Source organism: Sphingobium sp. CR2-8 (genome assembly GCF_035818615.1).
Classification (GTDB): domain Bacteria; phylum Pseudomonadota; class Alphaproteobacteria; order Sphingomonadales; family Sphingomonadaceae; genus Sphingobium.
Genome location: NZ_JAYKZY010000001.1, coordinates 276,889 through 289,606, shown reverse-complemented (window position 1 = coordinate 289,606; position 12,718 = coordinate 276,889). Strand labels below are relative to the sequence as shown.

10 protein-coding genes are annotated in these 12,718 nt (G+C 62.6%); 5 read left to right on the top strand and 5 right to left on the bottom strand.

Going from position 1 to position 12,718, the window contains the following annotated elements; genetic code table 11:
• Positions 1–29: 29 nt before the first annotated feature.
• A complete protein-coding gene (locus U5A82_RS01385; protein ID WP_326288062.1) occupies positions 30–2,435 on the bottom strand; it encodes a TonB-dependent receptor plug domain-containing protein in 2,406 nt (801 codons plus the stop codon).
• A 191-nt stretch (positions 2,436–2,626) separates the two neighbouring features.
• Between U5A82_RS01385 and U5A82_RS01380 the strand changes: the two genes are divergently transcribed.
• Positions 2,627–3,349, top strand: a complete 723-nt coding sequence (locus U5A82_RS01380; RefSeq protein ID WP_326288061.1) for a TetR/AcrR family transcriptional regulator — start codon at positions 2,627–2,629, stop codon at positions 3,347–3,349.
• A gap of 63 nt (positions 3,350–3,412) precedes the next feature.
• Here the strand turns inward: U5A82_RS01380 and U5A82_RS01375 are convergent, their stop codons facing one another.
• The 3 genes from U5A82_RS01375 to U5A82_RS01365 form a co-directional block, all read right to left on the bottom strand.
• Positions 3,413–4,711 (bottom strand): MATE family efflux transporter, encoded by a 1,299-nt coding sequence (locus tag U5A82_RS01375; RefSeq protein WP_326288060.1) that lies wholly within the window; start codon positions 4,709–4,711, stop codon positions 3,413–3,415.
• Between the two features lie 242 nt (positions 4,712–4,953).
• Positions 4,954–5,838 carry an oxidoreductase gene (locus tag U5A82_RS01370; protein ID WP_326288059.1) on the bottom strand — a complete coding sequence of 295 codons (885 nt, stop codon included), beginning with the start codon at positions 5,836–5,838 and terminating at the stop codon, positions 4,954–4,956.
• A gap of 45 nt (positions 5,839–5,883) precedes the next feature.
• Positions 5,884–7,335, bottom strand: coding sequence for an efflux transporter outer membrane subunit (locus U5A82_RS01365; protein ID WP_326288058.1), 1,452 nt, complete (start codon positions 7,333–7,335; stop codon positions 5,884–5,886).
• Positions 7,336–7,427: 92 nt separating this feature from the next.
• On the opposite strand from U5A82_RS01365, the gene U5A82_RS01360 reads away from it, so the two are divergent.
• The 4 genes from U5A82_RS01360 (at position 7,428) to U5A82_RS01345 (ending at position 12,353) form a co-directional block, all read left to right on the top strand.
• Complete coding sequence (locus tag U5A82_RS01360) at positions 7,428–8,045, top strand: TetR/AcrR family transcriptional regulator (RefSeq protein WP_326288057.1); 618 nt, start codon at positions 7,428–7,430, stop codon at positions 8,043–8,045.
• A gap of 86 nt (positions 8,046–8,131) precedes the next feature.
• Complete coding sequence (locus U5A82_RS01355) at positions 8,132–8,950, top strand: efflux RND transporter periplasmic adaptor subunit (RefSeq protein ID WP_326288056.1); 819 nt, start codon at positions 8,132–8,134, stop codon at positions 8,948–8,950.
• Entirely contained in the window at positions 8,947–9,222 is a 276-nt protein-coding gene (locus tag U5A82_RS01350; RefSeq protein ID WP_326288055.1) for a permuted SH3 domain-containing protein, read from the top strand. Before U5A82_RS01355 ends, U5A82_RS01350 begins: the two co-directional genes overlap by 4 nt.
• Positions 9,219–12,353 carry an efflux RND transporter permease subunit gene (locus U5A82_RS01345; RefSeq protein WP_326288054.1) on the top strand — a complete coding sequence of 1,045 codons (3,135 nt, stop codon included), beginning with the start codon at positions 9,219–9,221 and terminating at the stop codon, positions 12,351–12,353. Before U5A82_RS01350 ends, U5A82_RS01345 begins: the two co-directional genes overlap by 4 nt.
• Here U5A82_RS01345 and U5A82_RS01340 read toward each other — a convergent pair.
• A complete protein-coding gene (locus tag U5A82_RS01340) occupies positions 12,341–12,562 on the bottom strand; it encodes a hypothetical protein (RefSeq protein WP_442802129.1) in 222 nt (73 codons plus the stop codon). The two genes, U5A82_RS01345 and U5A82_RS01340, sit on opposite strands and share 13 nt — an antisense overlap.
• Positions 12,563–12,718 lie beyond the last annotated feature (156 nt).

Genomic DNA, 12,718 nt, shown 5'->3' with positions numbered 1-12,718 from the left:
AGTCTCTCCTGAAATATCGGGCTGTGGGATCAAAAACTGACGCCCAGGCGCACATAATAGCGGCCGCCATCGGCCTCATATGGGCGATAGACCGGATATCGCGCGCCCAACGAAGCGAGCGCGATCTCCCGGTCGGGGTAGTTGCCAAGGAAGTTTTCGACGCCTATCGTCGCCTTGATAGCGGGCGTCACGGCATAGCTCAGGCTCGCATCCAGAAACGCTTCGCTGCCGAACCGCTGGTTCATCGCGACATTGTCGAAAAATGGTTGCGTCCACGCGCTCAGCCACGTTCCCCGCAACGTCGCCTGCAACTGGCGGTGCGATGCGTCTATGGTGAAAGACGCCTTGTGATGCGGTAGCCTGTCTTCGAGCGACTGGCGCAGTAATGGAGACAGCACGCCGCGATCGGCACGGATGACGCGCGTCTGATTATAGTTGTAGAGCGCGGTCAGGCCGACCGTGGTTTCTGCGGCCACGGGGAACTGATAGGACAGAACCGCGTCCACGCCCTGCGTGCGGGTGACGAAGCCGTTCACATAGAAATTGAACGTGTCCAGCCCTTGCGCCAGCGTCACGCCCGATGCGACCAGATTGGTTCGCTCCTGCGGCGTCAGCGTGTAATTAGCCGACAGGCCGAGCCGATCCTTGACCCGGATATTATAGTAATCGACGGTCAGGTTCGCCCGCGAGGAGAGCGCGTAAGCGAAACCGGCGCTGATATTGACCGAGCGTTCTGGTTTCAGCGCCCTGCCCCCGCGCAGGACGGCGACCGGATTGATGGATGGAATCGTGCCCCGCGTCAGGATGGACAAGCCATCGTCCGTAGGCCGCTGGCTGGTGTTGGTCAGGTTCGCCTGGCCGGGCGTCGGTGCCCGGAATCCGGTGCTGAACGCACCCCTGATCGCCAGTGCGCGCGTCATTTCGTATCGGGCCGCGATCTTGCCTGTCCAGGCGGAGCCTGCATCCGAATAATGTTCGAAACGGCCCGCAACATCGACTTCGAATGAAGGGGCGATCTGCGCATCGAGATCGGCATAGGCCGCAACGCTATGGCGACCGAATGTTCCGGCCTGTGTCGGGTCGGTCCCGAAAAAGCCGTTCGCGCCGCCGGGGTAGCCGAATGCCGCGCCTGGACCCAGCGCATAGGAGGCAGCTTCGCCCGTTCCAGCGCGATATTCTTCGTGACGATATTCGCCGCCGAAGGCCACGGTCAGCGGCGTCGACAAACCCACATCCGGTTGCCAGGTCAGATCGAGATTGGCCCCATATTCGGTCTGGGTCCGGCTCCCGGCATAAAAGCTGGTCGGCGAATCCGGCCCTAGCGAGGCATTGATCGTGTTGTCGAGATTGTACCGGATCTGGTTGCGACCATAACGGCCGCTCAGATCCCAGGCGAAATCGTCGGTCAGCTTGCCCTTCAGACCCGCGACCATATCCACGTCTTTGCTGCGCGCCTTGAAATTGGGTGCGAAGCCGCCGGGATAGACGGACCGTAACGTCCAATTGCCCCAGAGAGGGAGCGGGTCGAACAGGGCGTTGCTTTCCGGGTTGCGCCAGATGAAGTCGTTCTCACCCTTGCTGTAGCCATAGCTGCCGAACGAATAGAGACTGACGTCGTCGGTGAGGTCCAGCTTGGCATGGACGAAGCTGCGGTAGTTCTGCTGCCTGGGCTGACCGATCCGCTGCGCGGGATTGCGGATCGCATCACGATAGAATGCGGCATTTCCAAAGCGCCCGCCATTATCGATCAAAGCCTGGGCGGCGTCATTCTGATCGTTGCGCGCAGTCCGGTCACCATCATTATATTCCAGACTGATGGTGAGGGAGCCGCGATCGCCGAGCGCCAGTCCCCCGCTGATGCCTGCCTGGTAATTCTCTCCGTCACCCGCATAATATTGGCCCGCCTGCACATAGCCGCGCACGCCGGGCCGATCCTCAAGAATGAAGTTGATGACACCTGCGATGGCGTCCGATCCATATTGGGCCGACGCGCCATCGCGTAGCACCTCGACCTGCTTCAGGGCGATGGCCGGTATCTGCGCGACGTCCACCGCTTGAGCGCCCAGTTGCGTCACGTCGACGAATGCCGAACGATGCCGACGCTTGCCATTGACCAGAACCAGAGTGTGGTCGGGTGACAGATTGCGGAGCGTCGCGGAACGAAAGAAGATATTGCCGTCGGCAACGGTATTGCGCTGCACCTGATAGGACGGGATGAGGCGCGACAGTTTGTCGTTCAGGTCGGCGGACGGCACGGTTTCGAGCGCCTTCGACTGGACGACGTCGATGGGGGCGAGAGATTGCGCAAGAGTCCGGTCGGACTTTCGCGTGCCGGTGACGATTATCGCGTCCTGCTGTGCAGGCCCCGCCTGCTCCATCGGCTCGGCAGCGTGGGCGAAGGACACCGCCAAGGGGAGCCAGCACGCCGCGGACACGCCGAGAAGCGAGCCTAGACGACCGTAGGATTTCAATATTACGGGCATTATCCCCCAGGATCTTGCGGTTGGTTTTGCAAAAGCACAGGCCAGCCGCTCATTTTGCATTACGGTTATAATGCCATGCCCTCGCCAAATGTCTATTTCTTAAGTAGAGAATAAAATCTATCGGCCGGGCAAGCGGCTGTTTTGTGACCGGCAAAGATGAGAGGACGAGCGAAACGCCATGGCGAGCCTATCTGATCGGCCTTGAGGCGGACCGAAATCCTGGTCTAAGGTTGAAAGCCCAGTTGGGATGCCAACGTGCACGATCAGAGGGAAAAGACTTGCGATACAGCCCGGAACATAATGAAACGATCCGCAAGCGTATCGTCGATATCGCATCGCTGCGTTTTCGCAGGGACGGCATCAACGCTGTGGGGCTGGCGCCGTTGATGCAGGAGGCTGGCCTGACGCACGGCACATTCTATACCCATTTCAAATCGAAGGACGATCTGGTCAGCGCCACGATTGCCGAACTCAACCGCGAGCGACTTCACGCAATCAGCGACACCCTTAAGAAGCCCGACGGCTTTGAAGCCTTTCTCCGCGCCTATTTGAGCGAGGGACATCGCGACACTTTTGCGGCGGGTTGCCTGAACGCCAGTATCGTGGGGGAGATCGCGCGGGAGAGCGACAAGGTACGTGCCATCTATACCGAGGGGACGTCCGCGCTTGTCGATGTTCTTGCCGCTTGTTTGGAACGCTTTTCAGCCGCCCAGCGCCGACCTGCCGCTATCGCCCTGCTGGCGATGATATGTGGCGGTATACAGTCGGCACGCGCCGTGTCCGACGCGGCATCATCGAAGGAGATACTCGACAGCACCTTCTCTATGGCCATGATGTTTGCGCTCGGCACGGAGGCCGCACGGTAAGTCCTGTTTTTCAGGTGATCATGTGACGTACTGGCGAAGCCCTCTTGCAGTGCCGCATTTGGGCTATGCTGCGATTTTGGCCGCTTTCACCTTGCGCGCGCGCCAGACAGAGCCCGACCGAACTGCCATCACGCAAATGCCGGCATAGGCTACGATCCCTGTCACCGTTGCGACAGCCAGCGCGGCAAAGCCGAAACCGAACTGATCGACGGCGATCCAGCCGACACCTGCGACAGAAACCAGGCGCGCCGTGACAGCTATGGCCGGCCAGAAAGAATGACCGGCGCCTTGCGCGGCGAAGCTGAGGATGAACGCCAGCGCCATCAGCGGATAGAAAGGGCCAGTGATGCGCAGATAAGCGGTGCCTTCGGCGAGGACCGCCTGTTCGGAGGAAAAGAGACCGAGCCAGATATGGGGCCAGATCGCAAACAGGATGCCCGGTATGCCGGTCAAAACCATGCCGACCCCCGCCCCTGTCCAGGTGATCCGTTTGGCGCGAACAACATTCCCAGCGCCGACATTCATGCCCACCATGGTGAGAACCGCCGACGCAAGCCCGAACAGCACGGGCACCATCATCGAATCGAGGCGAGACGCGATGCCATAAGCCGCGAGCGCCCCCACTCCGAACCGCGCGGCAAGGCCGGTAAGCACGACGGACATCATGCTTTGCTGAAGAGCATTGAGCGAACTGGGCACGCCCACCCTGAAGATGTCGACGAAAATGGACCGCTTGGGTCTGAAGTCGATCCCGCCGGACCCTCTTTCCGATTTTCGCCAAGAGTGAAGCAAGGCAAGAGTGGCACCGGCCTGATAGATCACAACCGCCAACCCGGCGCCTGCAATCCCCATGGCGGGGATGGGGCCAGCTCCGAAGATCAGCGCGGGCGAAGCGGGAATCATGAACGCCGCCCCGATCAGCGAGATGCGCGCCGGCAGCATGGCGTTGCCAATCCCGCGAAATGCGGAACCCAAGAGATTGCTGACCCAGAGACAAGCCACTCCGGCGAAGATGATATTCGAATAGCGCAGCGCTGCGGCCAGCGCTTCACCCCGGCCACCCAGGGCATGATAGATCCATGGGCCTGTCGTCAGCATGATCGCGGTGAAACAAAGCCCCACCGCCAGCGCAGCGATCACGGCGTGCGCAAAGATGCGCGGGACGTCTTGGGTGCGGCCAGACCCCATGGCACGGGCCACCGCCGACGAAACACCGCTGCCCAGCCCTCCCGCGGACATCGTCGTCATGAGCATGTAGAAGGGAAAGACGAGAGAAGCGCCGGCCAGCGCCTGCGTCCCGAGGCGGCTGATATAGAAAACCTCCGCGACGCCGACCCCGATCTGGGCCAATATCACCGTCATCGTGGGCAATGCGAGGGCAAGCAGCGGCCTTAGCACTGGTCCGCTGAGCAGGCCCACCGCCGGTTTGCCGGAACGTGCCGTCGCGCCTGTGCCTATTGGATCAGACTTGGCTGTTTCAGGTGTCGATGGCCGCAGCATATCTCATGTCTCGTAAATGCGTCCACACACCCCAAACCCATGCCTTATTGCATTATATTTATAATGCAATAAGGCATGGTGCGTTCAGTCTGCGACGCTGGCAGTCATGTTTGCGAGACGGTCGGCACGCCCAACTGCTTGCGAAGGCTTTTGTCGAATGCCTTGGCAGGGACGAACCGCCGCAACAGGCCGAGTTTGCGTCCGCTGCCGGCGGGGAAGCGCATCGTCCCTTTCCGGTCCTGCGCGGCGCGTAGGATGGTATCGGCAACGGCATCCGCGCTATCGCCGGTTTCGGCCATGCCACGCATCATGCTCACGACGCCGAACCGTATAGAGGCATAGGCATCGAGTGTTGCCTCGGCCCAAGTCATGTTTGCATCGAACTCGGTCTTGGTATTTGCAGGTTCGACCAAAACCGCACGGATACCGAACCCGCGGATCTCATGATCGAGCGATTCCGTATAGCCTTCCACCGCGTGTTTCGTGGCCGAATACACCGCCATGAACGGCGCGGGCATGAACCCTAACACCGAACTGACATTGATGATCCGCCCGCTCCCTGCCGCGCGCATGACCGGCAGGACGGCCTGCACCATGCGGATCAGGCCGAAGACATTGACCTCGAACAGTTGCCGCGCCTGCGCGATCGACGTTTCCTCCGCAGGTCCAGCCAAGCCGGCACCAGCATTGTTGACCAACAGGTCGATCCGTCCGGCCGCTTCGAGGATCGTTGCGATGGCCCGTGTGACGGAGCCGTCATCGGTAATGTCGCACTGGACCATCTCGATTTGGGAACTGAGGCTCGCGCTTGGTTTTCGGCTCGTCCCGAACACGCGATAGCCTGCCCCGGCCAGCGCCTTTGCTGCGACGAGGCCGATGCCGGAAGAGGCGCCAGTGACGACGGCGATCGGCTTATTTTCAGATATCATCGCTGCATGTGCCTTTTTAATGGTCCTATGTGAAGAAAATCGGCGCTCGAAACCCGGCAAGGTGGATGTCGCCGTTGCCCACGACAGCCCCCTCTTATCATGTGGTCAGTTCGTCACGGACGTTGGTTCCCAGCCACCGCCCAGCGCGCGGAACGAGGCGACCGCGCCACGGCTCGCGGCGGCGCGGGCCTGGATCGCACCATCGCGGGCCTCAAGCAGTCGACGGTCAGCGTCGAGCACTTCGATCAGACTGGCTACCCCGCCCCTATAGGCCGCAAAGGACGAGGTCCGCGCGCGCGTCAATGCTATTTCGCCCTGCGCCAATGCCGCCGCGCGAGCCTCCTGCTGCACCAGCGTCGAGAAGGCATCCTCGACATCCTGCGACGCACGCAGGACGGTCAGGCGGTAGGCAGCCAGCGCCTCGGCATTGCGGCCCTTGGCGACCTTGATCTCGGCATCGACACGACCGAAGTCGAACAGACGCCAGCGCAAGCCCAACACGCCATTGGCTTGCGTCGCGTTGCCCGTGAACAAGCCGCCCGCCGCCGTCGTCGCCGTGCCAAGCAGGCCGCTGAGCGAGATTTTGGGATAATATTCGGAGACAGCAACGCCGATCCGTGCGTTGGAAGCGGCAAGCGTCCGTTCCGCCGCGATGATATCGGGCCGACGCCGCAAAAGCGCTGCCGGACCGCCCGCCGTCGATACCGCAGGGGGCAGCGGTATCGGGGCGAGAGGCGCCAGTTCGGATCGGGTCGTGCCGGGCTGAACGCCGATCAGCACATCGAGGGCATTCATCGCCATGTCGAGTTCGTTCTGCAAAGCCGGGATCGACGCGCGCACCTGCGCCAGCGCGCCTTCGGCCTGGCGGACCTGTAGCTCTGCCGCGACCCCTTTGCGATATTGAAGGGCGATCAGATCAACGAGTTTCTGCTGGGTGTCGCTTTGCGCCCGCGCCACGTCGAGACGCGCCTGCAAGGTCCGAATGGCGATATAGGTATCGGCAGTCTGCGCAGCCACGGCGAGGCGCGCGGCGACCGCTGCCGCAGCCGAAGCCTGCCAATCCGCCCGTGCCGCGTCGCGAGCGGCATCGCGACCACCGAACAGGTCGACTTCCCAACTGGCGCCAAGATTGAGTTCGTAGGTTTCGGTCGAACGTTCGAACTGTGGGAATGCGCTGCCAATCCGCCCGATCGGGGTTTCCAGCGACTGGTAGGTTTCGCCGGCCTGTCCGCTCAGCTGGCCGGATGGCAGAAGCGCGGCGTTGGCATTCTTCAGCGCGGCGCGCGCCTGAACGACGCGGGCGCTTGCCTGCTGCAAATCCAGATTCTGGGCGAGCGCGCGTTCCACAAGGCTTGTCAGCTGCGGGTCGTGGAACGCCCGCCACCAATCGACCAGGTCCGCCACCTGCGTTGCCGCAGCTCGCGAGTCGACGGCGGGACTGCCGATAAAAGCAGGCGGCGCCGAGGAAACCGGCGCGACGTAGCGAGGCCCGACAGCACAGCCGCCCAGGAGCGTGGCCGTAGCTGACAACAGGAATGCGGATCGAAGGTATCGCATATTCAAGCCTTGCAAGATGGCATCTGGAATGTGACTAATGGTCGTATAGGTCACTGTTTGTCAATCCCGGCGGGAATGATTATGGAGCAACCATGAACAAAGCATCCACTCAACCGGCCGTGACCCGCGGGCCAGCCGAACACAGCGTACGTGACCAGATCGTCGAGGCCGCAAATGAGTGCTTCGCGCGCTATGGCTATGGCAAGACGACCGTGTCGGATCTTGCGCGCGAGATCGGCTTCTCCAAGGCCTATATCTATCGCTTCTTCGAATCGAAGCAGGCGATCGGCGAGGCCATTTGTGGCGCTCGCCTCGAGCAAATCCTGGGCGAAGCGCGCGCCGCGATAGACGAAGGCGGCAGTTCCACCGATCGGCTTCGACGCATGTTCAAGAGTGTTACGGCATCGAGCGTTGCGCTGTTTTTCGACGATCGAAAGATTTTCGAGATTGCCGCATTGGCGGCGGCGGAGCGCTGGGCGTCGACATGGACCTATTCTGACGCACTCAAGACGATGCTGGAGGAAATCGTTCGAGAGGGCCGCGAGAATGGCGAGTTCGAACGCAAAACGCCCATCGATGAAATCTGTCGGTCGATCTTCTACGCGATGACCCCGTTCATCGATCCGCTGCATTTGGAGCGTAATCTCGATCTGCTTCCAGAAGCCCAGAGCGAAGTGACGAGCCTCATTCTTCGCAGCCTGGCGCCATAGACCGCAAACGGCCCTATCTAATATGACCTATTGACAATATGGTCACAAGACACCTATCGATCCTCGGTACTTCGGAGGAATTGTGCGTGTCCCATCGTTATCGTCATCTCGCTCTCGGCCTTCCCGCCCTGCTTTCGATTTCGCTGGCGGGGTGCGACCGCGCCGAGTCCGATCCACGGACACAGCCGCCACTTGTCAGGGTAGCCACCTCCAGCCTGGCTAGTGCCGCGACGCGCGAGTTCACCGGTATCGTCGCGGCCCGCGTGCAGAGCGATCTGGGCTTTCGGGTTGGCGGAAAGGTTATCGAGCGTCTGGTTGACGCCGGGCAGGTCGTCCGCCGCGGGCAGCCACTGATGCGGATCGACCTGACCGATCTGGCGCTGGCGACCCGCGCGTCGCAGGGCACCGTCGAAGCCGCGCGCGCGCGCGCATTGCAGACCGCTGCCGACGAAAAGCGTTACCGCGATCTCGTGGGCGCGGGCGCCGTATCCGCCTCCGCTTACGACCAGGCCAAGGCAGCGGCGGATTTAGCGCGCGCTCAGCTCACGGCCGCACAGGCGCAGGCCAATGTGACGCGCAACGAGACGAACTACGGTGTCCTGCTCGCCGATGCCGACGGCACGGTGGTCGAGACGCTCGCGGAACCCGGACAGGTGGTGGCGGCCGGACAGACCGTTGTACGGGTAGCCCGGTCGGGACCGCGCGAAGCCCTGGTGCAGTTGCCCGAGACGGTGCGCCCCCCTTGGGCTCCGCCGCCCAGGCACGTACCTATGACGGCGCAACCGGCACCGCCACGCTGCGCCAGCTCGCCGACTCGGCGAACCCCGCTTCGCGCACGTTCGAGGCCCGCTATGTCCTTGCTGGCGCGGTCGCTCGATCGCCGCTTGGATCCACCGTCACGGTGACGCTTGCCACGCCAGGCGAAGCGGTTGCGACCCAAGTGCCGCTTGGCGCGCTGCACGACGCCGGGCGGGGTCCGGGCGTCTGGATCGTGAGCGGGCGTGCGAAACCAACGGTCGCGTGGCGGCCGGTTCGCGTCTCTGCTCTGGGTGAAGAGACGGCCACCGTGACATCGGGACTCAAGTCGGGCGACCGCTTCGTCGCGATGGGCGCACATATGTTGCACCAGGGTCAGCAGGTGCGAATTGCCGCGCTGGCCGCAGGTGCGGCCCGATGAGCGGCCAGCACGATCTGCCCGGGGACGAGCCTGGCAAGCCGGGCCGCTTCAATCTTTCCGCGCTCGCCGTCCGCGAACGATCGGTGACTTTGTTCTTCCTCATCGCCATCATCCTGGCGGGCACCGTCGCGTTCCTGAAGTTGGGACGCGCCGAGGACCCCGGTTTCACGATCAAGGTCATGACCGTCGTCACCGCCTGGCCCGGCGCCACCGCGCAGGAGATGCAGGATCAGGTTGCCGAGCCACTCGAGAAGCGTTTGCAGGAGTTGCGCTGGTACGACCGCAGCGAAACCTTCACGCGGCCCGGTCTGGCCTTCACCACATTGACGTTGCGGGATACGACGCCGCCCAAGGACGTGCCGGACCAATTCTACCAGGCCCGCAAGAAAATGTCGGACGAAGCGCCCAATCTGCCGCGCGGCGCGGTCGGGCCGTTCGTCAACGACGAATATGGCGACGTCACCTTCGCGCTCTATGCCCTCAAGGCGAAAGGGGAGCCACAACGCTCCCTGGCTCGCGAGGCGGAGAGCTTAAGGCAGCGCCTGCTCCATGTCCCCGGCGTCAACAAGATCAACATCGTGGGCGAACGCCCCGAACGCATCTATGTCGAATTCGCGCAGGAGCGTCTGGCGACGCTTGGCGTGTCGCCACGCGACATCTTCGCTGCGCTGGCGGCGCAGAACATGATGACGCCGGCGGGGTCGATCGAGACCAAGGGACAGCAGGTCGTCGTGCGTCTCGATGGCGCGTTCGATGACCTGTCGAAGATCCGCGACCTGCCCATCGTTGCAAACGGCACCACGCTGCGCCTGTCCGACATCGCCAAGGTCGAACGCGGATACGAAGACCCCGCCGCCTTCCTGATCCGAAGCCAGGGCGAACCTGCATTGCTGCTGGGCGTCGTCATGCGCGAGGGGTGGAACGGCCTTGATCTGGGCAAGTCGCTGAAGGCGGAAATCGCCAAGATCACCGAAGACCTGCCGCTCGGCATGAGCCTGACCCCGGTTACCGATCAGTCAGTCAACATCTCCGAGGCGGTCAACCAGTTCATGCACACCTTCCTGGAGGCGCTGGCGATCGTGATGATCGTCAGTCTCATCAGCCTGGGCTGGCGGGTCGGTATCGTCGTGGCGGCGGCAGTGCCGCTGACGCTCGCGATCGTGCTCGTCATCATGTGGGCCACCGGCCGCGTTCTCGACCGGATAACGCTGGGCGCGCTCATTCTGGCGCTCGGCCTGCTTGTCGACGACGCCATTATCGCCATCGAGATGATGGTGGTGAAGATGGAGGAAGGCTACGATCGTATCCGCGCGTCCGCCTATGCATGGAGCCACACGGCCGCACCGATGCTGGCGGGCACGCTGGTGACCGTGATCGGGCTGATGCCGGTCGGGTTCGCGCAATCGACCGCGGGTGAATATGCGGGCAACATCTTCTGGGTCGTTGGCTTCGCCCTGATCGCCTCCTGGTTCGTCGCGGTGATCTTTACGCCGTATATGGGCGTGAAGATGCTGCCGCACATCAAGCCGGTGGAAGGTGGGCATGCCGCAATCTACCAAACGCCGCGCTATGAAAAAGTGCGCAGCGTTATCGCCTGGGCCGTACGGCGCAAGAAACTCGTCGCGCTCGCGACGCTGGGCGCGTTCCTGATTGCGGGCGTCGGCATGCCGTTCGTCAACAAGCAATTCTTCCCCGCGTCCGACCGTCCCGAAGTGCTGGTCGAGGTGCAGATGCCCAAGGGCACATCCATCGCCCGCACCAGCGAGGCCGCAAAGCAAGTCGAGGCCTGGCTGCGCAAGCAACCCGAAGCCAGGATGGTGACCGCCTATGTCGGCCAGGGCGCGCCGCGTTTCTTCATGTCGCTGTCGCCCGAGCTGCCCGACCCCTCCTTTGCAAAGATCATCGTCCTGACCGCGGACGAGGAAGCGCGCGATGCCCTGAAAGTTCGGCTACGCCAAGCCGCCGCCGATGGCCTCGCGCCCCAGGCACGCGTGCGCGCGACACAGCTCGTTTTCGGTCCCTACTCGCCCTTCCCGGTCGCTTTCCGGGTCAGCGGCCCCGATCTCGAGATTGTCCGCACCCTCGCGGCCAAAGCGCAGAAGATCATGCAGGACGATCCGATGATGCGGACCGTGAACGCCGACTGGGGCGACCGTGCGCCCGCCCTCCACTTCGTGCTCGATCAGGATCGGCTACGGGCACTCGGCCTGACGTCCAGTGACGTTGCGCAGCAGCTTCAGTTCCTGCTGACCGGCGCTACCGTCAGCCAGGCCCGCGAGGATATCCGCACCGTCGATGTCGTGGCGCGCTCTGCCGGCAGCGACCGGCTCGATCCCGCGCGGATCGGCGACTATATGCTGACCGGCGCCAATGGCCAGCGCGTGCCGGTCAGCCAGATCGGCAAACTGGAAGTACGGATGGAGAACCCGATCCTCCAGCGGCGAGACAGGCTGCCGACGATTACGGTTCGTGGCGACATCGCCGATGGTCTCCAGCCGCCCGACGTCTCGACAGCGATATTCAAAAAGCTGCAACCGATCATCAAGGACCTTCCGTCCGGCTACCATATCGCCATGGCCGGTTCGATCGAGGAGGCCGAGAAAGCCAATTCCGCCCTCGCGCCGATCTTTCCGATCATGATCGTGCTGATGATGATCGTCATCATCCTCCAGGTCCGCAGCCTTTCGGCGATGGCGATCGTGCTGCTGACCGCGCCGCTGGGACTCATCGGCGTCGTTCCCACGCTGTTGATCAGCGGCCAGCCCTTCGGCTTCAACGCAATCCTCGGCCTGATCGCCCTTGCTGGCATCCTGATGCGCAACACATTGATCCTGATCGGCCAGATCCATGATCATGAGAAGGAAGGCATGGCGCCTTACCACGCAGTGGTCGAGGCGACCGTTCAGCGATCGCGCCCGGTTATCCTGACTGCGCTGGCGGCGGTGCTCGCGTTCGTGCCGCTTATCAGTTCGGTGTTTTGGGGATCGATGGCAGTCACGCTGATCGGCGGCACGTTGGGTGGCACAATCCTGACCCTGGTGTTCTTGCCCGCGCTCTATGCGCTTTGGTTCAAGATCAAGCCGCCCGCAGAACAGGAAGAGCCATCACTCGCGCCGCACTATACGGCATAAGCCTGTCGCAACTTGCAAACCTCGCGTTCGAGCGCCGTCATCTTGACGGCGACCTCGGCCGGGGCACCAGCACGCTTGCCGCAGTCGATCTTCTCCGCGAACGGCACCACCGCCGCCCAGCGGGAGGGGTAATCGCACTCGTGATCGATCACCATCCGTACCGCTGATTCGTGGACCTCGGGGGCAAATTTGTTCGTCGTCTTGCTCATACAGGCTCCACCTTCTCAGGAGTTGGAGCCTCCGGCAAACGTGGCGCAGTTCACTATTCAGGCGCGAACACAGTCCCACGTTCCGGCAGAATAAAGAGGTTACAACTTGCTCAAACAGCTGCAACGCTGCTAGCAGAAGCTGGTCAGCCTCCGATT